The organism is Tetragenococcus koreensis (assembly GCF_003795145.1).
GTDB lineage: Bacteria > Bacillota > Bacilli > Lactobacillales > Enterococcaceae > Tetragenococcus > Tetragenococcus koreensis.
The window spans coordinates 2591759-2617181 of sequence record NZ_CP027786.1 but is presented as its reverse complement, the minus strand read 5'-3'; the positions used below and the strand labels follow the sequence as shown (position 1 = coordinate 2617181).

The following is a 25423-nucleotide window of genomic DNA, read 5'->3' as shown; positions in this document are numbered from 1 at the left end:
ACGAGTAACTTTTTAAAAGAAAGGACATGTGTTGAAATGGACCTAGCTAAACTCAAAATTTTCTTAGATTTAACAGAAACTAAAAATTATTCCAAAACAGCTGAGCGACTCTACACCACTCAAGGGAATATCTCTAAACAAATTATTGCTCTAGAAAAAGAACTAGACACCTCTTTATTTCTCCGTTCACATCGCCAAATCGAACTAACAGAAGAAGCCAAATTAATTTTACCTTATGCCAAAACCATTGTTGTCCAACAACAAGCGCTTTTGCAGACGCTTCAAGATTACCAACAGCAAAAAGCGTCTACACTACATATTTTGACTATACCGACGATGGCAAACTACTGGGCGTTCAATCAAGTGACAGCCTTTATGAAGCAACATCCAGAATTTGATATTCAGTTAAAAGAAGGCGAAGGCACTGAACTTGTTCCCTTTCTTGACACCGATGAGAATCATTTGATTTTTGTTCGTACGTTCCAACTAGAAAAACAATCATTTGAAGCTTTATTGACCGAAAAAGATCATTTTGTTGCCGTATTAAGTAAAAATCATCCGCTGGCTCAACGGTCTGAAATCAATTTATCCGAATTGCAACAAGAAAAATTTCTCATGTTAAGTAAAGAAACAAAAACCTATCAACCGATCATCGACCTCTGCCATGAAGTTGGTTTTACGCCAAATATCTCATTTGAAACATCTAGAATCGAGCTATTATTGAACATGGTTGCCAGTGAATTAGGGATTACGATCGTCATGGAAAAGACAATCGATAATAGTTGGAAAAATAACCTAGCCATTATTCCGATTACGCCTAACAAAACGAGTTATTTATCCTTCGTACGTAAGAAAACAGATAATTTGGCTGTAAATACTTTTTGGCAATTTTTACAAGAACAACTAAGTCATTCCAATTTGGAATAAAAAAGACAAAAAGTTGAATTGTTCCTTACTGTTTTTAGCGTTACTTTAGAAATAAAGGAGCGATAAATAATGAGCGAACAACCTTACGATTTACGTAAAGTACTAGAAGAATTAAAACAATTTCCCAACCAATATCACGAAACTGATAAACCGATTGATCCAAATGCTGATTTATCAGGCGTCTATCGTTATATTGGTGCGGGCGGCACAGTCATGCGTCCTACACAAGAAGGGCCTGCCCTGACTTTTAACACTATTGAAGGATTTCCTAATACAAGAGTTTCCATTGGGACAATGGCGAGTCGCAAACGGGTAGGAGAAATTCTGCACCACGATTATAAAACTTTAGGCAAATTGCTTTATCAATCGGTAGAACATCCCGTTAAACCTATTAAAGTAGATAAAGAACAAGCACCGGCACAAGAAGTCGTTCATCTAGCAACCGATGACGATTTTGACATTCGTAAAATTTTACCTGCGCCTACTAACACCCCAGAAGATGCGGGGCCTTATATCACAATGGGCGTTGTCTTAGGTTCTGATCCAGATAAAACAATGACTGACGTCACGATCCACCGTATGGTTTTAGAAGATAAAGATACGATTGGCATGTACATTATGCCAGGTGGGCGTCATATCGGACACTTTCAAAAACAATTTGAAGCTGAAAATAAACCCATGCCTATCACTATCAATATTGGACTAGATCCGGCGATTGCGATTGGAACAACGTTTGAACCACCAACCACACCGTTAGGTTACAACGAGTTATGGATAGCAGGTGCTTTACGGGATGAACCCGTCCAATTAGTAGACGCTACTTCCGTTAACGAAGTGGGCATTGCTCGTAGCGAATTTACCATTGAAGCTGAAATTTTACCTAATCAAACCATGCAAGAAGACATTAATACCAATACCGGTAAAGCGATGCCCGAATTTCCTGGTTACAATGGCGATGCCAACCCAGCCGTCAATGTGGTGAAAGTAAAAGCTGTTACCCATCGAAAAGATCGCCCAATTATGCAAACGACAATCGGTCCTAGCGAAGAACATGTTTCTATGGCAGGTATTCCAACTGAAGCAAGTATTCTTGGCTTAGTTGAAAAAGCTATTCCAGGTAAAGTTTTGAATGTCTATAATCCGCCAGCTGGTGGTGGCAAGCTAATGACCATTATGCAAATCAACAAAGAAAATGAAGCAGATGAAGGGATCCAACGACAAGCGGCTATCTTAGCCTTATCCTCATTCAAAGAATTAAAAACCGTCATCCTTGTCGATGAAGACGTGGATATTTTTGATATGAACGATGTGATGTGGACCTTAAATACACGCTTTCAAGGGGATAAAGATGTCGTTGTTATTCCCGGGATGCGTAACCATCCACTCGATCCATCCGAACGGCCGCAATATAATCCAGGGACCATTCGTTTTAAAGGAATGAGTGCTAAAACCATTCTTGATGGCACGGTACCTTTTGATATGAAAGATCAATTTCAACGTGCCCAATTTAAAGAAGTTCCTAATTGGGAAGATTACTTAAACGATTCTAATTAAGAGAGAAAGAGACTATGGAAAAAAGAAAAAAACGAATTATTATTGGCATCACCGGTGCTTCTGGCACCGCCTATGCCATTGATTTAGTCAAACAATTACAAAAAGATCCCGAAGTTGAAACCCATGGTGTGATTAGTTCTTGGGCCAAACAAAATTTAAAAATAGAATCTTCTTTATCATTACATGAATTAGAAAATTTATTTGATTATTTTTATTCGGCTAATAACATGGGGGCAAAAATTGCCAGCGGTTCTTATTTAGTTGATGCGATGGTTGTGGTACCTGCTAGTATGAAAACCGTCTCCGCGATCGCTTATGGTTTTGGTGATAATTTGATCGCGCGTGCGGCCGATGTCGTTTTAAAAGAGCAAAAGAAACTTATTGTTGTTCCCAGAGAAACGCCATTAAGCACCATCCATTTAGAAAATTTGACGAAACTTTCTAAGATGGGCGTACAAATTATTCCGCCGATCCCGGCATTTTACAATCAGCCCCAAACCATTGGAGATATTATCAGCCACCAAACCATGAAACTCTTAGATGCGCTGGGAATTGATAACCAACTGAACCAACGTTGGGAAGGAAATGAGCGCCATGACCGCTAAGTCTTTTCAAATAATTGCTGCCGATTTTACTATGACTTCAGAAGTAAAAATCATTGGTAAAGACTTATTGATCACAGTAACTGGCGGTGATACGCCTCATATTGGCACAGTCACCACAATTACCAAAGAAACAACGTGCCAAACCATCCGATTTCCCAGTCATGATGGACGTTTTCATAAAGATGATGTCTTAGCAGAAACCATTGCACGTGTGATCCAACCAGATTTACCGGGAAATTGTACTATCACTGCAGGTGTGCATGTGAATGGCATTAGTCAAAAACAGATTAAAGCTTCTTTTACGATGGCTGAAAAATTGGGAGAAAAATTACGAAACTGGCTACAAGAAACCAGTTTTGACGTAGCTGATCCGATTTATAAAAAATGAAGTGAGACATAATTCTAACAGTTCAGATACCACATAAAAATCGTATAACTTTGGCTATTCAAAAAAACCAAACGAACCTCATTTATCAATAATGATAAGAGTAAGTTCGTTTGGTTTTATTTTTTGTCTAGCAAAACAAAATGTTAGCGCCTTAAAGACAAACATTCCATCCATTTTTTAGCGATAATTTTTTATTTTTATTGAAAACAACGTAATATAAAACATAAAATGAAGAAAGAAATTCGTTTTTTCTTTAATAGCAGAAGATTTGTGATTAACACGAATACTGAATTTATAATCATTAATTTTTCAACGCATCGTTAGTAACATTTCAGTTAATTTAAGCACATATATCTGTTATTTCAAATTTTATAAAAAGGAGCGAGAACACTTGAATAAAAATGATCAGTTACCAAAAGTTGACGAAAAACTTCCATTAAGACAAAACTTGCTTTTAGGATTACAACATACGGTTATCGCTGTTTTGGCTGCCATACCCGTTCCCTTACTAATAGCAGCAAATGCTGGTTTATCTCCTGAGCAAACACGTTTTTTTATTAACGCCGTCATTTTTGGCGCTGGGTTATCCAGTTTATTGATGTCTTTAAATATCATTCCTAAGACAAGCCCCAAGGTACCAATGGTCATGGGAGCAAACTTTGCGGTAGTTCCTATTGCAAGCACGACATTAAATGATGCCTCTAGTATCGAAACCGGCTTTCAAATTATCGCAGGTTCAACGATGATTGTAGGTATTTTTTGCTTTTTAGCGGCTCCTTTTTGGATTAAACTCCAACGTTTTTTCCCACCCATTGTCGTTGGAACAAACTTAATCGTTTTGGGCGTTTCTTTATTGCCGAACACTTTTCACTGGTTAATGGGCGATAAAGCTTATGACTTAACGGAAAGCATCGATCATGAAACATTACTGATGGCTTTAGCGATATTTATCTTTCATGTGATTATCAGTAAATATTTTAAAGGTTTACTAGGAAATTTAACGATTTTAATCTCACTTGTTTTTGGTACATTACTGGCGTTGGCGCTTGGATTCGTTGATTTTACTCCAGTACAAGAAGCCCCCTGGTTTGGATTAAACTTACCTTTTCATTACGGTGTTCCTAAATTTGATTTGACCGCGACTCTTTCCTTTTTAATTGCCATTATTTTAGGTATGGTTGAAATTTCGGGCACCGCGATGGGCATCCATAATATTGTTGATAAAGAAATGACAAAAGGACAATTCCAACGCGTCTTGCAGTCTCTAGGCATAACTACCTTTGCATCTGGTTTATTCAACGGTGTACAACCCACAGCGTTTGTCCAAAACGTCGGCATTTTAGATCTTTCAAAAGTCAAAAGCCGATTTGCCATTGCAACTTCCGGTTTTATGCTAGTGTTGATCGGTTTTATCCCTAAATTTTCTGCCTTAATTTCTGCCATTCCGGATCCAGTGTTAGGCGGATTGGGTTTTGCTATTTTTGGTATCATTATCGGAAGCGGAATTAACATTTTGAAACAAGTCAATTTTGAAGGCAACCAAAACATGTTGATTATCGGACTAAGTGTTGGCGTTTGTATGCTACCATCGGTATATCCAAATTTCTACGTGAACTTTCCCGCCCTTGTCCAAAATATTTTTGGCAGTGGCATTTTAGCCGGGTCATTAACTGCGATTGTATTGAATTTATTTTTTAATTTTAAAAATATAAAACAGGGAGCAAATTAAGCTCATAGTTTTAATGTTCTAACGTGCTTAATATGCTCTAAACGCCCTTTAACCGTTTCTTTTTTCAAATTAACAACAGCACTTTCTCATTTTGATGGGCTTAACTGCGGTTAACCTCATGAGTTTTCCATTCCTATGGTCTTATTTTTTCCTAAGCGCATTACTTTTTCGCACTAATGTGCTAATCCTCTTTTTTCATTCCGACCCTAAGAAGTTATACAAAAAAGACTCTTTTCTTTTACCCGTTTACGCTACAAAGTAAAAGAAAAGAGTTTCTTATTTATTTTTATAACCTTTTTTCGTTTAACCAATTTTCATTAATTTCGCGAAAATCTTTGATAATCTCATCCGCACAAGACAGATCTTGGGCTGGATAATCCGGGTTAGCAAAACCAACACAATACATCTCCGCTGCCTTGGCTGCACGGGTGCCATTTTTAGTATCTTCAATTACTATACAATCACTAGGCTTCGAACCAAGCAATTCCGCTGTGTGTAAAAAGACATCTGGTTCTGGTTTTGAATGTTCAACTTCTTCTGCGCTAACAGCTTGTGTGAAGTAAGAATCTAATCCTAATTCTTTCAAATTACGAATAATTTCTTCTTTACGCGAAGCCGATGCAACGCCTAATTTAAACCCAGCTTCAGACAAACGTTTTATTAAATCTCTTACATTGGCAATCGGTTGAACGCCATCCTTTTGAATGATTTCATCGCGTCGCCGATTCATTTCTTTACCATATTCTTCCACAGTTTGCGGTAAATTAAATTCTTCTTTCATGATTTGCCACATAAAATCAGAAGTTGTCCCCATAAACTGGTATTGGTAACTAACAGGCACGTCATGGCCTGCTTCATGAAGAATATCCGTTTTTGATTTAAAATAAGTGTATTCAGAATCGACGATTACGCCGTCCATGTCAAATATAAAAGTATTCATTATTTCTCCTAAAGTTCATAAATTTTTTCGGTACTAAAAGTGACTACGTTATTTCTTCGAAACTTCATGTCCACCAAATTGATTACGTAAAGAAGCGACAATTTTTTCGCCATACTTTTCTTTATCAACACTAGCATATCTAGTTAACAAGGCCTGTGTAATTACTGGAGCCGACAGCTCTTGCCGTAGCATTTCTTCGGCCGTCCATTTCCCTTCGCCCGAAGATGGGATGACACCTTCAATTTCGTTAAGATTTGGATCATCTTGCAACAAATCCTCTGTTAGTCCCATTAACCAGCTGCGAATCACAGAACCGTTATTAAATACTTTCGCAACTGCTGGCAAATCATAATCATATTCCCCATGATGAATAAGATTAAATCCTTCACCAATCGCTTGCATCATACCATATTCAATTCCATTATGAATCATTTTCAAATAATGTCCGCTACCGACGGGACCACAATAAAGATAACCATCTTTCACACAAATAGCTTCAAATAACGGACGAATATCTTCAAATTTTTCTGCATTTCCGCCGATCATCATACAAGCACCTTCACGTGCACCGGACGTGCCACCAGAAGTACCTACATCGAAAAAGTATATCCCCTTCTCTTTGGCTTTTTCACCATTTTTTTGGCTATCTGTAAATTTAGAATTTCCACCATCAATTAAAATATCCTCTTCATCCATTGCGTTAATGCACGAAGCAACTTGATTATTGGTGATTTCTCCTGCTGGAAGCATTAGCCAAACAACAGATGGTTGCTTTTTATCGCTCATTAATGTTTCAAAACTTGAATAAAAAGTTCCACCATTTTGTTCAAATTCATTTTTTACCGTACTATTCTGATCGTAACCAGAAACATTATAGCCATGTTCTAATAAATTATAAGCTAAGTTTAACCCCATTTTTCCTAAACCAATAATACGAATATCCAACTCAACATCTCCTCGAATCTACTTAAGATAAATTCTGTATTTTATACGTTCCACAATTTACGATAGTACATAAACATAGTTATTTCAATCCCATTGCCAAAAAACTATGAATAGTATTCGGTAATGATAAATAAAACAAAGTTTCAATAGCACTTTTTTGTGATTTTTTAGGACGATTGTATTACAAAAAAGTTTTGAAATAAAAAAGATATAATGACTTCTCTTTATATTCTCCAAAAATTATAGAGTTATTACTTACAATAAAACACGTAGGACAGATGTTTAACACCGATGTCCTACGTATTTTAAAATATCAATAATTAAATAGTTATACGCCTATTACTTGGCCAAAGCATTTTTCATCATAATAAAAAGTTGTTTTACATCATCAGGTTTTGTATCTCCAGTTGTTTGATCAATGATCGAACTGTACACGTGCGGAATGACTTTTTCTACTCCGGCATCAATGGCAATTTGGACAATTTCTTCAAAGTTTGTTAAGTCAATACCACCTGTTGGTTCTAGATAGAAATCATTCCTAGCACAAGCGTTCGCCACTTCCATATATTCTTCTTTATGCTTTAATCCTTTCATAGGGAAGTATTTAAGGGAACTGGCGCCCATATCTTTTAATAGAGCAATCGCTGTATCCACTGGAACTTCGGTCGCTTTTTGCTGGGAGCTTAAAGGGCCAGTGGCGATATCCACATAACCGACTTTTCCTGTCGGAGAAACTAAAGCATTTACGACCGTTTCGTTTTGGCCTAATAGCGCACGTGAAAAACCAGCGCCCGTAAACACTTGGTTGACATGTTGCGGTTGTAATACCGCAGAAAGACGAGAGACCATCGCACTTTGATTAGGATCGCCTGCGCCTAAACCAACGGATAAGGCATTATGGATCGCTTCTTGATATTTTTTCATATCTTCAATCGCTGACTCGTCACTTTCATAATCTTTCGAGAGAACCCCTAATAATACATGTCCTTCAGCTGCCTCATAGCATTCTTTTGCATTTTCTACGGAATTTGCTAAAACATTTAAACAGATTCGATTTTCTAAATAATTAGGTATTAAAGCCAATGTTAATCTCCTTCTTTCATCACTTGTTGTAATCGCTTCACAATTTTTGTCATTTCTTCTTCATTCACCGAGCGGATATCAAATTCAATAATGCCATTATTGGCTTGATATTCTCGTGTATAGACCGCCGGATTCTCTGCTTTTAATTCAGAAATCACTTGCTTTGCCTCTTTATCCCCAGTAACTTTGACGCTTGCGCGATAGATATCTCTACCTGCCCCGTCTTGAACAACGGTTGCTTCTAGGTTCTTAATTTGATTGATTTCAGCGACAAAGGGCTGTAGCCGTTTTTTCATTGATTCCCCAGCTTCGCTGCCTTGGGATAAATAGTCTTCCACCGCTTGAGTAAAGCCTAAAATATTATCTTTCCCGATTTTCATGGCCCGTCCAATACCTTTGCCTTGCAAACGAACCCAGTCAATATAATCTTTCTTCCCAATGACTAAGCCAGCACTGGGCCCTTCGATGGCTTTAGCTCCGGAATAAATAACCACATCAGCTCCGGCTTGACTATATTTAAACAGATCCTCTTCAGCCGCCGCGTCTACGATTAAGGGAAGCTCCTTTTGTCTAGCCACAGCCGCCGCTTCTTCCACAGAAAGCATGCTTTTTTGGACGGTATGGTGGCTTTTAATATAAAGGATCGCCGCTGTATTTTCAGTGACCATCATCTCCAGATGCTCTGGGGTGCACATATTCGCATAGCCAGCTTCAACGAGTTCGCCTCCCCCTTGTGCGACCATGACTTCTACCGGCGTGCCATAGTCAACATTATGGCCTTTAGGCAGGATAATTTCCCGTTTTTTGATCTTTTCTGTATATGGATGGTAGGCATGATAAACATCGCCTTGACCAATGATCGCAGCCACGGATTGCGCAATCCCCGCAGAGGCTGAAGAAACAATCTGCGCATCCTCTACCTGTAATAAGTCGGCTAAATATTTCCCCGTATGGGTCCCTAATTTTTCCATTTCAAAAAAGTGCTGTCCGCCAAAACGCTGCGCTTCTAGTACAGCATCAGATACCTTAGAAACCCCTAAAATCGTCATCTTTCCAGAGGCATTAATCACTTCTTTTAACGCAAACTTTTCATAACTAATTGTCATAAACTTGTCCTCCAATAACTGTCTTAAATGGTTGAATTTGCTCATTGGTGTTCCTAGTAAAACCATTTGAATCTGTTAGCTCTTTTTCTCCTGAAATAAAGTCAAATACGGTAACATCTGCATCATATCCCACTTCTAATTTACCTTTTGCAGAAAGGTTAAAATTATCAGCCGGAGCAACAGTAATTTTTTCAATGATTTCTCCCCAAGAGTATCCAGTGACATGTAATTTTTCTAGCGTTGTCCCCATATCGTAAACTGGCCCATTTTTTCGGTTACGAATATAGATATCTGTACTGATAGATTTAGCCTTAATTCCTTCTTTTAAGGCAACTTCTGCTACATTAAAGTTAAAACTATCTGTACCATGTCCAATATCAAAAACGACCCCTTTATCATAAGCTTGTTTAGCAAAATCTTTAATTTCATTTGTATTAGAATTTAAAATTCCGTTGCTTTTTCCATTAAAGCAATGGGTTAATACATCACCTTTTTCCATTAAAGACAGCGTTTCATTTAATTCTGGGGGGGCTGAACCAATATGAACCATCAAAGGTATATGATGATTTTTTTCCTGAATTTTCTTTGCTAAAGCTAATGGTGTAATTCCATTATCACCAATAACTGTTTTACTCATTCGCGCTTTAATACCAACTATAAATTCAGGTAAACCTTGAATAGCTTTTGTTACAAGCTCTTCTTTAACTTTTGTTAAATCAGCTAACTCATCTTGTTCAACGATCCCTGTTTTAGAAATGTTGACCATAGCAAAAACATTCGTTCTCGCTTTTTTTGCTAACTGATAAAAATCTGTTATATTTTCTGCACCGGTAGTTCCGGCATCAATAACCGTTGTAACTCCTTTTTCTACACCTACTTGATCGGGGAAATCATAATACAAACTCATTTTTTCAAAACAATGAACGTGATCATCTATCCAACCAGCAGATATAAACTTTCCATCAATATTGATGACTTTTTTGTTTTTTGTATCAATTGAAGGCGCAACTTGTGTGATCTTATTATCTTTAAAAGCAACGTCATAGGTTTCACCTGTAATCAGCTTTCCACCTTTTAAAACTGTTTCTTCCATAATAATTTTTACGACCTTTCTACTTAAACATTATTCTTTTTCCTACTAGACAGCCACTGGGAATATTGCCCCTAATACCATTGCTCCTAAAATAGCTCCCCCAGCAATTGGCTTTTCAAATTTATAAAAAATTAGGGCCCCAACAGTCGCACCTATACCAATTGGAATAGAAGCTTGAGCAGCACTAAGTACAATCAATGGACCTAAAAAACGCCCAGATGAATTTCCTGCTCCCATCATAATATCGGCACCAAAAGTTGAACTTGACTGATTAATAGTGAATTTACGTATTAGTACAATAATTCCACCAATAAGTAGTCCTAGTATTCCTCCAGTAAGAAGCGCTAAAGGAAAATTGTTAAGTGGTGCAGTAATTCCAACACTTAATAGAATAGCGGGAATCCCAATGCCTAACCCAGTAAGTATCGAACCGCCTAAATCCAAGATTCCAACTAATGAACCCTCAAGGATCCTTGCAAATAAAAAGCTCGCCCCAAAAGCTGCTGCCGCTCCGTAAGAACCACCATCTAATCCTGCTTTCAGCATCGCTACGATGGCCACCTCATTAAAAGCACCTACGCCATACTGAATATACATGTAAGTCCCAGTAAAAATTGCGGCAGACATTATTCCAACTATGAGAGGAAAGGCCCAGTCTGCAAACCAAAAACTTTTTGCTCTTTTTTCTTCTGTTATATCTTCCATCCTTTAGTCTCTCCTATTCTGTCTTAATAATTTCGTGAACATTATCTAACCAATCCGGAACTGACAGCTTAAAGCTTTCCAATAATTCCAAATCAAAACCACGGAAGAACCCACTTAGAATAAATAGTAAAATTGCGGCAAATAAGATGATTCTCGTAATTCTTGACCAGCCTTGGTCATCGACACCTTTTCCTATCAATATGCCCAAAACTACTCCAGGTACAGCATTTCCCATAATCATCTGAGCGAATCCGCCAAATAAAGTCCCCCAAAAACCAGTTCGTCTACCAGCATCAATTGCAGCTAGCCAGAAAATAATAGGCATAACTGTATCAATTAATATTGTTGCCGCAGGGACTAATACCGCAACTGCAGTCACTTGTAATGCTTCAGGAATAGCAGCAGCAGTACTATTTAAAAAGGCAACTACGATCATTCCAATAATAGTTCCAGCGATCCCCATTTTTTTGGGATCTTGGATTGTCTGACTTACATCCTTATTTTTATATAATAAAGCAGCAGCAGCCCAGTTTGGAACCACCCGATGAGTGACATCTTGTGTAAAAGCACCAGCTCCTACCGCTGATGCCCAAGCGTTAAAGAAAAAACCTAAACCAAATGAAAAGTGAGAAGCTGCATCACCCTGGCAAGCGTTCATTTCTCCAAGTGTACGAAATGCTCCCAGAGCTTGTGTATTTGGCGCATGGAACATTCTAGCTGCCCCAACACCTGCAGAAAATCCCAACAATCCACCAATAATTAATGATTTTATTAGTATCGTAACAAACTCCATTTTCTTTCTCCTTTATTCTTTTATTCTTTTAGCCAAAATAGATTTTTTGAACAACTTTGGCTTTGTTTCATCTATTTTTTTAAAGTCCACTTTGTTTACGTCAATACTTGATATTTCTATACCAATTTTCAACTTTAATGTATATTCTGTTTTCTTCCTAGGAAAAAAGAAAAATAAGAATCGTTCCATGTAAGATTTTTCTTCTGCAGAGAGTATAGTGATTGTAACTGGTTCAATTCGTACAGGTACGTTATCTGCATATTTAGTAATTTGTTTTTGCACACTGCTCAAAGCATCGGCAAAAACCTCTTTTCTATTTTTTCCTCTACCGGTCACAGTAACTGAACTTTTTTCTTTTTCTAAAACATTCACTATATGATCTCCTTTCCAAAAAACTATTGACTACCGTATTTCTTTAGATAAGTTTCAACTATTCTTTTGCCTAGTTCTTCTTGGTCCAAAAAGCCAAAGCCTAAAACGATTTTTCCATCATTAATAGCGGTAACTCCTTCATCAATCGAGCGCATTCCATGCCGTTCTGGATAACCGTATTTATTTGCTGCAGTTAGTGCACCTGCGCCTCCACTTCCACAAAAGGATATTCCTAAATCTGCGTTTTCTTCTTGCATCACATCGCCTAATCTCATATCAGCTCCCATGCCAGGGACTACTACTGCCGTTCCTTCTGCAGCTTCTACACCTTTTGCTACATTTTGTCCTTTCCCCATCCGATCTGCAATAACTACTTTTACCATAATTTTTTCCTCCAATTTATTAATTATTTTCTTTTGCTGCTTCAAAGTGAATTGATAAAATATATTTTTCATCTTCGCTTAAATTTCCTATATTTTTAACTATATTATCAGCAATTAATAATGAATCTGATGAAACTTCAGAAAACATTGCTGAATCAACTTCAGGTATAGACGCCCCCTCTTTTTTCCTATCAATCATTTCTTTTAAGTGATTAATAAGGACAGTCCACTGAATTCCACTAAGACTTATATCATTACTAACTAGCTGATCATCCGTATATTCTATTATTTTTCTTAATTCATTCTGATAAAGACTATTCTCAATTATTTCCTTTGCTTCTTCAGTTATTTCCATTTTTTCCTCCTCATTTAACTAAATGTCTATATATTGAAATAATGCGGTTAGTTCAGCATCATTAACTGATAAATCGTTTTCAGCAAAAAGCTGTTCAACTTTTAATAGAAGTTGCTTATCACTAATTAATACATCTTTATCTACGTTTCCTACTGGATCATACTGGATATCAAAAGTTATCCGATGCACCATTAAGAATACATGCAACAAAAAAGCATCTAAGTAATCATCTTTTAGCACTCCTTTAAAAATAGTCAATAATCCTTCGTAAATAATATAGCCTTTTACAATCAAATCCTGACTAAATTTTTCACTGTTTTTAAACTCATTTTTTTCTCTGGTTTGTTTTAAATGACTCTCAAAAATACCACCATTATTTGCTAATAAATAGTCAACGGTACTTTTAATTTTTTGAATGTCATCTTTTGAGGGAATTGCATTGACTTTAATCACAGGACAAGTATCGCTTTCAATTGGGAAAATACTAATCACAAGATCTGGCTTTTTTTCTTTTATTACTTCGTCTGCGTTCAAAACTGAAGCGAATCCAATAATCTCTACATTACCAATTTCTTCATATATCCGCTGCTGTATAAGATTAGTCACTCCTAATCCAGTAGAACATATGTATACAACACGAATAACTTCTTGTTTTTGTTTTTCAAGAGAGGCCAAAAAATGAAGTGCTATATAGGCAACAAAAGATTCGTCTATTCGAACTCCTAAATTAACTATTTCTCTCCGACAAGCTACTAAGACAGCATTAAAAAGATCAGGATATTTTTTCTTTATATCGTCCACAAAGGGATTATATTCGTTAATAAACTGATACTTCTTACTTAACCGCAAGGATAAATGTGCGAATAAATTAGTCAATAATTGATGATCTTTAATGAAAGGAATAGAAATTTCTTCCGTGACATCTTTAATCAATCGATTAGTTAAATCAAGTGAATCTTGGACGGGGCCTTTTTTTGTATAATTGCTTGCAATATACTTATACTCTTCTTCTAATAAAGGTAGATCATATTGTTCAAAGATTTTTTTCATAATTAAGAACGGTATACTTTTCTTCTGAATTAGTTTTTCTTGGTCATTTAAAAGCTTTAATGAACCAATAGGCTGATGTAAACTTAATCGACAAACAGATATGGCACTTCGTAATGAAATGGATAGTAACTCAGTATAATTAAACTGATCTAACAAAGTAGGGTTAAGCAGTAATGATAACTCATTTATTATCTTAGTATACGTCGATTGAAATAGGTCGTTTTTTCCTAAGTTAATAGAACTTGTTCTTTCATCTTTAGGATTAACTAATTGGTTCATAATGATATAAATATCATATTCTGTAAAGTTCGATTGAAGTAAGTGTTCTATTAAGTAACGTAGATCTTCTTCCTTTCCCTGTACGGATAGTCCATATCCGCTGCTCCTGCTAAGCTTTACTTGAAAAGTTTCAGCAAGTAAGTCTACTTTTTCTAAATCTGTAACTATCGTATTTTTCGATACCGATAAAAAGTCTGCTAATTTATCAATAGTAAGAAGATCGTTTGTCATCAACAACTGCATTAAGATTCTTGAAACTCTGGTCGTTTGATCCGGATAAACATCAAAACTTTGAGTTACGAGTAACTCATTTTTAAGGGTTATTTTTTCTACATCGGTTAAGTCAAACCAAACGCCTTTATTTCTTTGACTATATAATTTTATGTTTTTTATTTTTAACCATTCACGGATATCCGCCAAATCATACTTAATTGTTCTAACGCTAACGTTAAATTTCTCACCCAACTCTCTTGTCGTTATGGTCGATTCATTTTCCAACAATTTTAAAATGATTTTAATACTTCGCCTAGAAAGTTCCATATCACTTCTATCTCCTTATATTTTTAATATACATTTTAGTGCTTTCTATCACAATACAAAATTATTGCACCTTTTTTAGTGCAATTCCATATACAAAATGATCCAAAATTTAGTTTTTATTAGTGCAACAAGTTAATTACATGACTTTACCTATACTCTTAAGTCCTCATATTTACATTTAACTATTGCATTTGTTCCTTTTCAGATTAGCAAACAAGCACCCTCAATTATTTACGCATAAATTAAGTTTATATTCTTGACAGAAAGAACCTCTTTTAAGCTAGGGTGGTTTAATACCTAGCTTAAAAGAGGTTCTAGTAAATATTATAAAAGCCATTTTCAAATAAAAGCAAATGAAATATCGCTGTTTATTTTTATATACTCCTTGTATATTTAATTTAGTCAGTTAAAATGACTTTTCTTTTTACCGTATTGTTATTTATACTGATGATAAGCGCTGTGGATTAGTATTTCCTCCAACAGATTCTACTTGAATACTGGTTGAAAAAGGCTCTAACCACAACTCTTTGTCAGATTGTTAATAAGTTTGTTAGCGCAAGGCAATCGCCCTGACGCTTGATAGTTCACAAGGTTACATCGGCTTAGAGAGCGTGGAACACAGCGCATATTTTTTTACACAAGGAGTGGTTCTTTATGTTATATGCAGGAATAGATGTCGCTAAGCACAAACATGATTTAGCCGTCATTGATAGTCAAGGAGAAGTGTTTATCCGTCACTTAAAAATTCAAAATAACCGGGAGGGTTTCACCCATCTTCAAATGACCTTTGAGAATCTCCGAGTGACCACCCAACAAGAGATTCAAATTGCCTTAGAAGATACGGGACACTATTCCTATAATTTGATTCGTTTTCTCCGTACCCATAGCTATTCTACATTCAGTTATAATCCGTTTTTGATTAAAGAATTTGCCAAAAAACAGACCCTTCGTAAAACTAAGACGGATAAAAAAGATGCCGTGACCATTGCTCGTAAATTACGAGAAGATGTTGATAAAACCTTGTTTGAGACCGATACGCGTATACTTGAGCTGAAGTATGCCACACGAAATGTGAGCCGCCTCCAACAAGCGCGTGCGAAACAAAAGACCAATTATACCCGCTTGTTAGACCTTCTTTTTCCCGAATTAGCGCCTTCTCTGGAAGGGCAAAATGCCCACCATAACCAAGCCATTTATGAGATGCTCAAAGTCTTTCCTTCTCCCCAGAAAATCGCTCAGGCGCATTTGACCCGGTTAACCAACCTTTTATCCCAATCTTCACGGGGAAAATATGGGAAAGAACAAGCCATTGCCTTTAAACAACTGGCAGCTTCGACCATTGGTCAAGCATCCGCTATTTTAGAATTTGAATTACTCCAAACCATTGATTTGATTGAGTATTTCACTACCTTACTAAAAAGCGCGGAGAAGGAAGTTGAAAAACTTATGAAGACCATTGATTCGCCTATACTGACCATTCCAGGCATTGGCGTTAAGCTAGGGGCCATTATTTTAGCTGAGATCCGTTCCATTGATCATTTCCAAACGCCCGCTCAATTACTCGCTTTTGCTGGTTCAGAACCTTCAATCAGTACTTCAGGAGAAAACCAACAAGAGAATGGTCATATGGTGAAGCGTGGTTCCACCTCCTTACGTTGGGCATTACATGAAGCTGCACGACTCTCTACGGTTTGGGCGCCTCCAATGAAAAAGTATTTGAACAAAAAGTTAGAAGAAGGCAAACATTATACGGTCGCCATCACGCATGTAGTAAAAAAACTGGTTCGCATCATTTTCCATATCTTAAAAACAGGAGAGCCCTATCAAGAGAACAAAGTGGTCGTTAACTAATTAAAAAACAACCTTTCTTTAAAATGGCTATTTTAAAGGCTTATTTCGTATGCCCAAATTTCGACAAACCAAAGAATAAATTTTTGTTATTCCATTTTTTGTTTATTCTCTTGACTTAATATAGTTTGTCTTTTTAGTCTGTTCGAATACATGATTATAGTTATTATAACACGAAATCGTGTGTTTAGGGAGAGTAAAAAAAAAGAACCCTATAGGGATAGGATTCTTGATACATGATTTTATGTAATTTCATGTATCGAATTATATTACTTAGATAATGCGCCAATCTGTTAGTACAAAAAAAAGACAACGAGTTTTAATCGCTGTCTTTTTTTGTACTAACAATCAAACTATTTATTAATTAAATAAACTCAATACAGTTTGAATCGTACCATTTTCGATCAATATATAAATTCCTAAACCAATAAACACGATAGGAACAATGATTCGTTCATATTTTTCTAACGTTTCGGAAACAAAGGAAATTTTGGCTAATTTATAACTGACACAGCAAAGAACCGCAACAGAGATAGCAAATACGATTAAAGTAATAACAATTTCGGAAACAGCTAGCGAAGTAAAGTAGGGAATATAAATCCCTAAATTATCGCCACCTGACGCAATGGTTATTAAGGTGACAGTCCAAAATAACCGACTGGTTCCTCTAGATTCTAACTTTTCAACGACTTCCTCTTCTTCTTCCTCCTCTTCGCCTATCACAGCGACACGGATACCTAAATAAATTGGAATTAATCCAAGAAATCCAATGATCCAATCTTGCGGAATAAAATTTAGCACATAAGCAGCAAACAAACTTACGGCTACCAAAATGCCTGTTCCAAGATATTGACCCCAAAAAATGTGACGAATACCTTTTTGTGTGTGACTTTGAGAAAAGATAATTAGCAAGATAAACAAATAATCAATGCTGGTAGAAATATAAATAGCGATAGCTGAAAAAATACTTTGTAACAAAATAACTTCCTCCAAACTAAGATTTCATAGATAGATTTTCTGATAACTTTAAAAAAACATGAATAGCGGAAAGGATGTCTTCATTCGCTAAAGAGTAATAAACTCAAGTTTCGCACATGTAAAATGATATTAAACAACGGTCTTATCAACTCTTAGGTCGAAAAAAGTCCTGATATTGACTGCCTACCTTTTTATACAAAAAGAACTCCTTTTGTTTTATAATTGATTTAACCACAAACCAAAAACAAAGGAGTTCTTGCCTTTATGGTACACTTAAAAGCTATTAAAAATCAATTACCGAATGAAATAAAAGCCCTTTTTTCTGAATTAAAAGTCACGCAATTTTTAAAACAAGCCCATATGGAAAAGCAAAAAGGGTATTCGGTGGCTATTCTATTCACTTTTCTCTTTAGCCTCGTCTTTAAAGGAAAATCCTTAAACCAAGTTCTCAGTGGGCGGGAAAGCGACCAATACATGAAAAAAGATACCGTGTATCGATGGATGAACAATCCCCATAACAACTGGCGTCTGTTTTTACTTCGGTTTAGTGCGTCTGTCATCGAAAAGCTCCATTCTTTAACGGATACGAAAACCCATATTCGGACGTTGATCTTGGATGATTCGACGTTTTATCGTAATCGAAGCCAAGAGGTACCAGGCTTAGCTCGTCTTTGGGATCATGCGCTCAAACAAGGATACAAAGGGTATCGTATGCTTACTTTAGGGTTCTCCGATGGCTATTCTTTCATTCCGATTGATTTCGGGTTACTATCCGGTAAGAAAAAAGTGAACCAAACAATAGCAGAAAAAGATCAACGAACCGTAGGAGCCAAACGATTCAACGAATCAAGTCGTAAAATGCCCGAAGTGGCACTTGAGATGGTTCAACGCGCCTTGAACCAAGGGATTTACGCCACCCATGTGTTGATGGATAAATGGTTTACTTCCCTAAAATGATAGACCAATTACACGATATGGGATTCACACCATTGGGATGGTGAAAAATGGAAAAACCAAATACCTTTTTCATCAACGTTTATACAAGCTGGAAGAACTTTATGCCAAATCTACGAAAGAATATACACAAGAAGCGATTATTTCCTCGATTGTGGTGAAACCAAGCTCCGGCAAAAATCCCGTGAAAATCGTTTTTGTCAAAAATCACAATAAGAAAAGTGCTTGGTTGGCGATTATGACCGATGATCTGGATTTATCTTCCCAAGAAATGGTCAAAACATACTCGGCGAGATGGGACATCGAGACATTTTTTAAGGCATCGAAATCATTGCTTCATCTGACTAAAGAAACACAAACGCGACATTATCAAGCCTTAATTTGTCACACCACCATTGTGTTCACACGGTATATTTTATTAAGCTGGCAGCAGCGCTGTGCCAATGATGAGCGGACCTTAGGTGGCTTATTTTATGAACTGGGCGATCAAATAAAAGAACTCGATTGGTCCGCTGCTCTTATCGAATTAGTACATATTATTCAAGCGGTAAGCGAAGAATCAGGAAGCCAATTACAAGATTTTATTACAAGTCAACTCCAACACTGGGTGGATACTCTGCCCCGTTATATCAAGGCTTATCTCCCAGATTTGGTGTGCGAAACTTGAGTAATAAACTACTTTTCCATCTTGACGTGATTTTGCCATTCCATGTTTTTTTAAAAAACGTAAATGGTGTGACGTTGTAGCGACACTAGCATTAAGTATTTCTGCTAAATCACAGACACACATTTCCTTATAGGTTTCTAAAGCATAAAAAATTTTAATTCTAGAAGAATCGCTGAAACATTTCCCTAACACAAGTAAGTTTGAAAAATCTTTTTGATCCAATTTTTTTTTATTACATTTACTTTTTCTTTATGTACGATAGTCACTTGGCAAACTTTTTCCATTCATCTCACCTCACATTCAAACGGTCGTTTGAATGTAGTATATCTATTTGATCACTCGTTTGTCAATCTACCTTAATTTCAATACACTATTATAAGCAATTTCATGTATTGAAAAGCAATTATAAAACTTGATGATATATCATTTTTGATATATTATAGAGGTATACAGAGAGTGATAGGAGTTTCTATGAAAAAATATGAAATAGAGTTCTATGAAGATAAGAAAGGCCAAAGTCAAATAGTGAATTGGATCAAAGAACTGGATAGTAACCCGACTAAAGAAAATAAATCCACCTTAAAAAAGCTCTATTATCAAATGGAACGTCTGGAATATGACGGCACTTTTATAGGTGAGCCTCTTGTTAAACAGATTGAGGGTAAAATTTGGGAATTACGCCCAGTTCCTAATCGCGTATTTTTTGCAACCTTAGAAGATAATGAATTAATTTTATTACACCAGTTTAGAAAAAAATCCCAAAAGACACCCAAAAGAGAAATTGAACAAGCTAAACGTGAATTAGCTGATTGGTTAGAACGCAAGAAAGGATGATTAGTATGAAATGGACAGATGTAAAGAAAGACATTAGCAGCATTTCTCAAGAAGATAAAAATCTGATTGAGTTGACTGCTTTATTAGCCAGTCTCCGTAGAGAAAAGAATATGACTCAAAAAGAATTAGCTGAAAAAGTACATGTTTCTCAGGCTCAAATAGCTCGTGTAGAAAACTTTTCTTATGCTCCTTCTCTAAAGACCATTACAAAAATTGCAGACGGTTTAAACTTAGAGCTGACATTTATAGACAAAACGACTAAAAAACTGGTAAAAAATTAAATTATACGATGAAGCTCTTTCGCTCTAAAATTAAAATAAGCTCTCTCAATACTCAAATAGGTAGCGCCCCCCAAAAGTTAGAGTGAAATCTAAACTTTTGGGGGGCGCTACCGTATTGGCTTCATTTATTTAAATCGTAAAAAAAAGATCAGACAGCAACTTTTGGCTGTCTGATTCTTTTTTTTATTTATTTTGATTTCGATTTTAACATTTTAAGATAACTTTGATAATTTTTATTCCCACCAGATAAATTATAAACTTTTTCAAATCCATAATTTAATAATAAATTTTGAGATGCATTACCAGTTACACCTTTATTACAATAAGTGACCGTTGCTACATATTTGTCTAATTCTACATTTCTTTCTCTCAGTTCAGCCAAAGGAACATGAATTGCTCCTTTAACATGTGATTTGTCATAATCTTTTTTAGAACGTGTATCGATAATTTGTAATTTTTCACCACTATTTTGGCGACGTATTAATTCAGCTGGTGTTAACAATGGATTTCGTTTTAATGCATTATCCAATGCCATTCCCGTATAAAGAATGGGGTCTTTCGTTGTCGCAAATGGTGGTGCATAGGCTAAATCTAAATGGAATAAATCTTCCGATTTTGCTTTAAACGTAATAGCTGTTGCGATTACGTCAATTCGTTTGTCTACGCCACCTTGACCGATAGCTTGTGCACCTAAGATGCGACCGGTTTCTTTATCTGCTAATGCTTTGATAGTCAATTCTTTCCCACCTAAATACTCGGCGTGGTCTGGCTTGATATTATATAAGATTTCAACATCATAACCTTCTTTTTTCGCTTCTTTTTCTGTTAATCCTGTTTGACCGACATGTAGATCAAAGATTCTGAATATTCCTGTTCCTAAGACACCTCTGTGCTCTAAATCGCCACCGGTAATGACATCTCCAGCGATTCGACCCATTTTATTAGCCGTTGAGCCTAACGGACGGTAGATTGGCTTACCTGTAATAACGGAGAAGCTTTCTGCCACATCCCCAACCGCATAAACATCTGGAAGATTAGTTTGCATTTTTTTGTTGACCGCAATTGCTCTTGAAGCTCCCAGTTCTACGCCCATTTCTTTAGCTAATTCTGTATTTGGACGTACACCTGCTGATAAAATAACGATATCTGGTTCAATTGTAATGCCGTTTGTCGTGATAACTCTCTCTACTGACGTTTCTCCTTCAATCGTTTTTACCGTGTCGCTAAGGATTAAATTAACACCTTTTGCACGCATATGCTCTTCTACACGGAAAGTCATATCTGCGTCCATAGGAGGCATGACTTGATCTTCTAATTGAACGATTGTTACTTCTAATCCTTTATGGATTAATTGTTCTGTCATTTCTAAACCAATAAATCCAGCACCAATAATCAATGCTTTTTTAGGTTGTTTAGCTGAATAGGCTCCAATATCTCGTGCGTCTTGAATATTTCGAACTTGGAACACATTATCATACTCTTTTTGATTAAATGGAGGTGGAGTGAATGGAGAAGCCCCTGTAGCAAAAACCAATACATCGTAATTTTCTAGTTTCTTTTCTCCAGAAACAAGATCCGTCACTTCTAACTGTTTGTTGGCATGATCAACTTTTGTCACTTTATGCTCGGTGAAAACTGAAACATTGTATCTCTTTTTGAACCATGCTGCATTTCTCGGGGTTAAGGCACTTAATTCTTCAACTTCGCCACCAATTTGATAAGGAATCCCGCAAACAGAATAAGAAATATCTTTTCCTTGATCGTAAACGATAATTTCAGCTTCTTCTGTGTTTCTTCTAGCTTTAGCTGCTACAGAAGTACCTGCTGCAACGGATCCAATGACAATAATTTTCATATAGTTTTTTCTCCTCACTTATTGTTTAATAAAAGCTTGTTAGTAGAACGGATTTGCTCATTAAAGAACTCAAATCGTTATCAGCTGTAAACCTGTATAGTCCATAATTTCTTTGTTAGAAAGGTACGAACCTATTTTTATAACTTCGTCATTTACAACGGTTATAGGCAAAGAATTCATTCCTTTTTCCTGCAAAATTTCCGTAACCTTACTATTTCAAACAAAAGAATTAGGGTTAGCTGATAAGTTATAACGGACAGCTTGAATACCTTCTGCTTTTTTTAGTTCGTTCATGATCGAAGAAACTCGTATTAAGTCTTCATTTACTGAAGGACCGCATACTCCCGTACTACAACACATCGCTGGCTCATACAAAAAGAGTTTTTTCACTTAAAGCAGCTCCTTTTTGATCTGTTTCAGAACAAATACAACTAGTTTTTTTTGAAGTAAGTTGACTAGTATCGATCACCAATTGATTCATATTTTTTTCATTCAATGAATAATGGTGCCATGTTCCTTTTTTTTTCTACGTTTACTAAACCTGCATTCACAAGAACTTTTATATGATGGGATAAAGTCGGTTGGGTAAAATCAAATTGCTCTAATATATCACAAGCGCATAGCTCACCACAAGAAATAATATCTAATATTTTTACTCGTTTAGGATCAGATAAAGCTTTCATTACGGCTGCATAAGACTCATAGTCCATAAACAAACTCCTTTCTTTTGTGCTCTTAATTTAAATATAGATGATGTCCTATCTATATGCAACAATTAAAAATACCCTCCTAAATAGACATATGTTATCTATTTAGGAAGGTATATTTTTAATTTAAAATACTTTCAATAACGGAACCTTTTACTTCGATGGGACTCCACTCTACTACTGCAAAATGATCATTAGATAGTTCCACTACTTTATTAATCCAAGTGACTTCGCTTTTAGCACGAGCTTTGAGCACTTCATTTGTTGTACCACTCGTTAGCATACTATTATTTATGACCCACCAAGTATGAGCGATCTTAGCACGATTTAAATCTTCTTGTAGGCGCATAGATTCATATACTGGTGTATTTTCAGGTAAAGTAACCATGACAACTTCGGTTTGTTCTGGATCTTGTAAGACTGGCAACAGTCTACGAACGGACTCAGGAACTTCACCAGAAGTTCGTTCCACTTCTTTAGCATAGCTTTGAGAGGAATCTAATAACAATAAAGTGTGTCCAGTTGGGGCGGTATCAATGACGACTACATCGCAATCAACTGTAGCGACAATCTCTGCAAATCGTCTGAAAACGGCAATTTCTTGAGTACAAGGCGAGCGTAAATCTTCTTCAACATAATCCAATTCCTCAGAAGACATTGTTTTACGGGCTGTAGCTAACACTTCTTCCTTATAATCCTGTAATTCTTTTTTCTCGTCGATATGGCTCATTTTAATTGAATCCGATTCTTTTATTACAAATCCCAAATGAGCAGCAGGATCTGTTGTTGCTAAATGAACTTTTTTTCCTTTGGCTGCCAATCCCGTTGCTAGTGTAGCAGCAATCGTAGTTTTACCAACGCCACCTTTACCCATAGTGAAAACAACTTTTTTATTTGTACGATCTAATTCATCTACAATGTGTTGTAATTTAGGGTAATCCATTACTTCTGGAGCTTCTACAACGGCATTTGTTTGATCTGATGTTAAAAGTAATCGTAAGTTTTCAACACCTGTTACGTTATATGAGCGTAATGGAACGATAAATTTTGAAAATTGTTTCAAATTATCAGGCATATTTTTTAACGTTAATTGTTGTTCATCATAAATCTTTTGAGAAACGCTATCTGTCGGTCTTTCTAATAATCCATTGATAATTAATTGTTGATTTAACACACCGATTTCTTTTAATTCTTCAGAAGCTCTATTCGCTTCTACCAGTGGTCCGTTTTGCGGACGTGTAACTAACATTAAGGTTGTTTTTGTACCCTCTGATAGTGTGTCTACTGCGTGTTCATACATTTCTTGCTTATCGCCAAGTCCGGATAGCTGACCCATACATGAAACACCAGTAGTGTTTTCATCCAAGAAGTTACTCCATGCAGAAGGCAGTTGCAGCATTCTTAATGTGTGTCCAGTTGGAGCAGTATCAAAAATGATGTGATCATATTGAGCTTCAACTTCTGGATTCGTTAAAAAGCCAGCAAACTCATTAAAAGACACAATTTCAACGGTACAAGAACCTAATAATTGCTCTTCCATGTTGGCTACAGCTGAATCAGGCAAAACCCCTCTATACGGACCAACAACACTTTCCATATAGTCACGTGCAGCAGTAATTGGATCAAAGTTCGCTACGGTTAATCCCTTCACTTCTGGAATTTCTAAGCCGTTGTTTGTTAATTCTTTCTCAAAAACATCTTGTAAATTACTAGCAGGATCCGTACCCACTAACATAACATTTTTCCCACTATCCGCCAAAGAAACTGCGGTAGCACAAGCTGTAGATGTTTTTCCTACTCCGCCTTTACCAGTAAAGAAAAGATATTTTGTAAAGTTTAATTGTTCTGGTTGATAATTTTCCATCTTTTAAAATCCTCCTAACAACATCCTGAATTTGATCCACAACAGCCACCGTAACAGCCACCGTCATTCGAGCCCATTGGGACAAATCTGACTCCTGTAAAAGCTGTTATTTCTTCAATTGAAGGGTATTCTCCCACTTTAACTACTTCTCCATTTAATAATGTTGCTGGCAACGCATCAGCGCCCTTTTCTTGCAATAATTTACTCATTTGTTCGTTTTCTACAAATGTTTGAGGATCACTAGATAAATTGTATCTTTTAGCTTGAAACCCCTCTAATGTATCTAAAGCGTTCATAACTGAAGTAATTTGTAATAAGTCTTCATTTACAGATGGTCCACATACACCTGTGCTACAGCACATTGCTGGTTCAAATAATGCTAATTCTGTCATAATTTTTTTGCTCCTTTGTATAGAATTTATTTTGAAACTAATACATAGACAATTATCTATATATAATATAGAACTTTATCTATCTATAGTCAATAAAAAATAATTTTGAGTAATTGTACTAGCTTAAATTCCTGCCGCCATCTCTAAGAGTACCTCTGATTAGCAAAAAAATAACCTCAAAATATCAAGGTTCTGA

General features: G+C 36.2%; 23 protein-coding genes and 5 pseudogenes. 9 read left to right on the top strand and 19 right to left on the bottom strand.

The annotated features are described in order from the left end of the window. Positions 1 to 36 precede the first annotated feature (36 nt). From C7K43_RS12540 to C7K43_RS12520, 5 genes are all read left to right on the top strand, one after another. Positions 37 to 927 carry a LysR family transcriptional regulator gene (locus C7K43_RS12540; RefSeq protein WP_124007114.1) on the top strand — a complete coding sequence of 297 codons (891 nt, stop codon included), beginning with the start codon at positions 37 to 39 and terminating at the stop codon, positions 925 to 927. A 69-nt stretch (positions 928 to 996) separates the two neighbouring features. Further along, positions 997 to 2481, top strand: coding sequence for a UbiD family decarboxylase (locus C7K43_RS12535; RefSeq protein ID WP_124007113.1), 1485 nt, complete (start codon positions 997 to 999; stop codon positions 2479 to 2481). A gap of 14 nt (positions 2482 to 2495) precedes the next feature. Beyond that, the gene (locus C7K43_RS12530; protein WP_124007112.1) at positions 2496 to 3086 is read left to right on the top strand and encodes a UbiX family flavin prenyltransferase; all 591 of its coding nucleotides are present in this window, start codon (positions 2496 to 2498) and stop codon (positions 3084 to 3086) included. Then, positions 3076 to 3474: a prenylated flavin chaperone LpdD gene (lpdD, locus tag C7K43_RS12525; protein WP_124007111.1), complete on the top strand. Its 399-nt coding sequence runs from the start codon at positions 3076 to 3078 to the stop codon at positions 3472 to 3474. Before C7K43_RS12530 ends, lpdD begins: the two co-directional genes overlap by 11 nt. A 391-nt stretch (positions 3475 to 3865) precedes the next feature. Next, entirely contained in the window at positions 3866 to 5203 is a 1338-nt protein-coding gene (locus C7K43_RS12520) for a uracil-xanthine permease family protein (RefSeq protein ID WP_124007110.1), read from the top strand. Between the two features lie 286 nt (positions 5204 to 5489). Here C7K43_RS12520 and C7K43_RS12515 read toward each other — a convergent pair whose 3' ends face one another. The 11 genes from C7K43_RS12515 to C7K43_RS12465 form a co-directional block, all read right to left on the bottom strand. Then, complete coding sequence (locus C7K43_RS12515) at positions 5490 to 6146, bottom strand: HAD family hydrolase (protein ID WP_371859841.1); 657 nt, start codon at positions 6144 to 6146, stop codon at positions 5490 to 5492. Positions 6147 to 6191: 45 nt separating this feature from the next. Further along, positions 6192 to 7088: a phosphogluconate dehydrogenase (NAD(+)-dependent, decarboxylating) gene (gene gnd, locus C7K43_RS12510; RefSeq protein ID WP_124007108.1), complete on the bottom strand. Its 897-nt coding sequence runs from the start codon at positions 7086 to 7088 to the stop codon at positions 6192 to 6194. A 339-nt stretch (positions 7089 to 7427) separates the two neighbouring features. Continuing rightward, positions 7428 to 8171, bottom strand: a complete 744-nt coding sequence (dagF, locus tag C7K43_RS12505; protein ID WP_124007107.1) for a 2-dehydro-3-deoxy-phosphogluconate aldolase — start codon at positions 8169 to 8171, stop codon at positions 7428 to 7430. Between the two features lie 2 nt (positions 8172 to 8173). Then, complete coding sequence (locus C7K43_RS12500; RefSeq protein WP_124007106.1) at positions 8174 to 9277, bottom strand: DgaE family pyridoxal phosphate-dependent ammonia lyase; 1104 nt, start codon at positions 9275 to 9277, stop codon at positions 8174 to 8176. Further along, positions 9267 to 10370, bottom strand: coding sequence for an amidohydrolase/deacetylase family metallohydrolase (locus tag C7K43_RS12495; protein ID WP_124007105.1), 1104 nt, complete (start codon positions 10368 to 10370; stop codon positions 9267 to 9269). The genes C7K43_RS12500 and C7K43_RS12495 overlap by 11 nt, the downstream gene beginning before the upstream one ends. 45 nt (positions 10371 to 10415) lie before the next feature. Beyond that, a complete protein-coding gene (locus C7K43_RS12490; protein WP_124007104.1) occupies positions 10416 to 11075 on the bottom strand; it encodes a DUF4310 family protein in 660 nt (219 codons plus the stop codon). Between the two features lie 13 nt (positions 11076 to 11088). Beyond that, positions 11089 to 11868, bottom strand: a complete 780-nt coding sequence (locus C7K43_RS12485; protein ID WP_124007103.1) for a DUF4311 domain-containing protein — start codon at positions 11866 to 11868, stop codon at positions 11089 to 11091. Between the two features lie 12 nt (positions 11869 to 11880). Beyond that, positions 11881 to 12240 carry a DUF4312 family protein gene (locus tag C7K43_RS12480; RefSeq protein ID WP_157977756.1) on the bottom strand — a complete coding sequence of 120 codons (360 nt, stop codon included), beginning with the start codon at positions 12238 to 12240 and terminating at the stop codon, positions 11881 to 11883. Positions 12241 to 12263: 23 nt separating this feature from the next. Beyond that, positions 12264 to 12623, bottom strand: a complete 360-nt coding sequence (locus C7K43_RS12475; RefSeq protein ID WP_124007101.1) for a glycine-rich SFCGS family protein — start codon at positions 12621 to 12623, stop codon at positions 12264 to 12266. Between the two features lie 19 nt (positions 12624 to 12642). Further along, complete coding sequence (locus C7K43_RS12470; RefSeq protein WP_124007100.1) at positions 12643 to 12978, bottom strand: PRD domain-containing protein; 336 nt, start codon at positions 12976 to 12978, stop codon at positions 12643 to 12645. Positions 12979 to 12996: 18 nt separating this feature from the next. Continuing rightward, positions 12997 to 14847 carry a BglG family transcription antiterminator gene (locus C7K43_RS12465; RefSeq protein ID WP_124007099.1) on the bottom strand — a complete coding sequence of 617 codons (1851 nt, stop codon included), beginning with the start codon at positions 14845 to 14847 and terminating at the stop codon, positions 12997 to 12999. Between the two features lie 654 nt (positions 14848 to 15501). Here C7K43_RS12465 and C7K43_RS12460 point away from each other — a divergent pair. Further along, a complete protein-coding gene (locus C7K43_RS12460; RefSeq protein WP_124007098.1) occupies positions 15502 to 16698 on the top strand; it encodes an IS110 family RNA-guided transposase in 1197 nt (398 codons plus the stop codon). A 357-nt stretch (positions 16699 to 17055) separates the two neighbouring features. Here C7K43_RS12460 and C7K43_RS12455 read toward each other — a convergent pair whose 3' ends face one another. Together C7K43_RS12455 and C7K43_RS13525 are read right to left on the bottom strand one after the other, a co-directional pair. Then, positions 17056 to 17673, bottom strand: a complete 618-nt coding sequence (locus tag C7K43_RS12455) for a CadD family cadmium resistance transporter (protein ID WP_124007097.1) — start codon at positions 17671 to 17673, stop codon at positions 17056 to 17058. Positions 17674 to 17689: 16 nt separating this feature from the next. Next, positions 17690 to 17776, bottom strand: a pseudogene (locus C7K43_RS13525) (transcriptional regulator); the annotation flags it as partial. A gap of 161 nt (positions 17777 to 17937) precedes the next feature. On the opposite strand from C7K43_RS13525, the pseudogene C7K43_RS13705 reads away from it, so the two are divergent. Further along, a pseudogene (locus C7K43_RS13705) lies at positions 17938 to 19294 on the top strand (IS4 family transposase). Here the strand turns inward: C7K43_RS13705 and C7K43_RS12445 are convergent. Continuing rightward, a pseudogene (locus C7K43_RS12445) lies at positions 19199 to 19578 on the bottom strand (ArsR/SmtB family transcription factor). The pseudogenes C7K43_RS13705 and C7K43_RS12445 sit on opposite strands and share 96 nt — an antisense overlap. Positions 19579 to 19765: 187 nt before the next feature. On the opposite strand from C7K43_RS12445, the gene C7K43_RS12440 reads away from it, so the two are divergent. Further along, positions 19766 to 20128, top strand: coding sequence for a type II toxin-antitoxin system RelE/ParE family toxin (locus tag C7K43_RS12440; protein ID WP_035020746.1), 363 nt, complete (start codon positions 19766 to 19768; stop codon positions 20126 to 20128). 5 nt (positions 20129 to 20133) lie between these two features. Continuing rightward, positions 20134 to 20409: a helix-turn-helix transcriptional regulator gene (locus C7K43_RS12435; protein WP_051923348.1), complete on the top strand. Its 276-nt coding sequence runs from the start codon at positions 20134 to 20136 to the stop codon at positions 20407 to 20409. Between the two features lie 187 nt (positions 20410 to 20596). On the opposite strand, the gene C7K43_RS12430 is transcribed toward C7K43_RS12435, so the two are convergent. The 5 genes and pseudogenes from C7K43_RS12430 to arsD (C7K43_RS12405) form a co-directional block, all read right to left on the bottom strand. Further along, a complete protein-coding gene (locus tag C7K43_RS12430; RefSeq protein WP_094243848.1) occupies positions 20597 to 22264 on the bottom strand; it encodes an FAD-dependent oxidoreductase in 1668 nt (555 codons plus the stop codon). Between the two features lie 69 nt (positions 22265 to 22333). Beyond that, positions 22334 to 22624: pseudogene (arsD, locus tag C7K43_RS13510) on the bottom strand (arsenite efflux transporter metallochaperone ArsD). A 7-nt stretch (positions 22625 to 22631) separates the two neighbouring features. Further along, positions 22632 to 22974: pseudogene (locus C7K43_RS12415) on the bottom strand (ArsR/SmtB family transcription factor). Between the two features lie 118 nt (positions 22975 to 23092). Next, positions 23093 to 24835 carry an arsenical pump-driving ATPase gene (gene arsA, locus C7K43_RS12410; RefSeq protein WP_124007096.1) on the bottom strand — a complete coding sequence of 581 codons (1743 nt, stop codon included), beginning with the start codon at positions 24833 to 24835 and terminating at the stop codon, positions 23093 to 23095. A 14-nt stretch (positions 24836 to 24849) separates the two neighbouring features. Further along, positions 24850 to 25227, bottom strand: coding sequence for an arsenite efflux transporter metallochaperone ArsD (arsD, locus tag C7K43_RS12405; RefSeq protein WP_083498310.1), 378 nt, complete (start codon positions 25225 to 25227; stop codon positions 24850 to 24852). Between the last annotated feature and the right edge of the window lie 196 nt (positions 25228 to 25423).

Coding starts and splice junctions, on each gene's coding strand:
- C7K43_RS12540 (WP_124007114.1), top strand. CDS start 37: ATGGACCTAGCTAAACTCAAAATTTTCTTAGATTTAACAGAAACTAAA.
- C7K43_RS12535 (WP_124007113.1), top strand. CDS start 997: ATGAGCGAACAACCTTACGATTTACGTAAAGTACTAGAAGAATTAAAA.
- C7K43_RS12530 (WP_124007112.1), top strand. CDS start 2,496: ATGGAAAAAAGAAAAAAACGAATTATTATTGGCATCACCGGTGCTTCT.
- lpdD (WP_124007111.1), top strand. CDS start 3,076: ATGACCGCTAAGTCTTTTCAAATAATTGCTGCCGATTTTACTATGACT.
- C7K43_RS12500 (WP_124007106.1), bottom strand. CDS start 9,277: ATGACAATTAGTTATGAAAAGTTTGCGTTAAAAGAAGTGATTAATGCC.
- C7K43_RS12495 (WP_124007105.1), bottom strand. CDS start 10,370: ATGGAAGAAACAGTTTTAAAAGGTGGAAAGCTGATTACAGGTGAAACC.
- C7K43_RS12490 (WP_124007104.1), bottom strand. CDS start 11,075: ATGGAAGATATAACAGAAGAAAAAAGAGCAAAAAGTTTTTGGTTTGCA.
- C7K43_RS12485 (WP_124007103.1), bottom strand. CDS start 11,868: ATGGAGTTTGTTACGATACTAATAAAATCATTAATTATTGGTGGATTG.
- C7K43_RS12475 (WP_124007101.1), bottom strand. CDS start 12,623: ATGGTAAAAGTAGTTATTGCAGATCGGATGGGGAAAGGACAAAATGTA.
- C7K43_RS12470 (WP_124007100.1), bottom strand. CDS start 12,978: ATGGAAATAACTGAAGAAGCAAAGGAAATAATTGAGAATAGTCTTTAT.
- C7K43_RS12465 (WP_124007099.1), bottom strand. CDS start 14,847: ATGGAACTTTCTAGGCGAAGTATTAAAATCATTTTAAAATTGTTGGAA.
- C7K43_RS12460 (WP_124007098.1), top strand. CDS start 15,502: ATGTTATATGCAGGAATAGATGTCGCTAAGCACAAACATGATTTAGCC.
- C7K43_RS12440 (WP_035020746.1), top strand. CDS start 19,766: ATGAAAAAATATGAAATAGAGTTCTATGAAGATAAGAAAGGCCAAAGT.
- C7K43_RS12435 (WP_051923348.1), top strand. CDS start 20,134: ATGAAATGGACAGATGTAAAGAAAGACATTAGCAGCATTTCTCAAGAA.
- C7K43_RS12430 (WP_094243848.1), bottom strand. CDS start 22,264: ATGAAAATTATTGTCATTGGATCCGTTGCAGCAGGTACTTCTGTAGCA.
- arsA (WP_124007096.1), bottom strand. CDS start 24,835: ATGGAAAATTATCAACCAGAACAATTAAACTTTACAAAATATCTTTTC.
- arsD (WP_083498310.1), bottom strand. CDS start 25,227: ATGACAGAATTAGCATTATTTGAACCAGCAATGTGCTGTAGCACAGGT.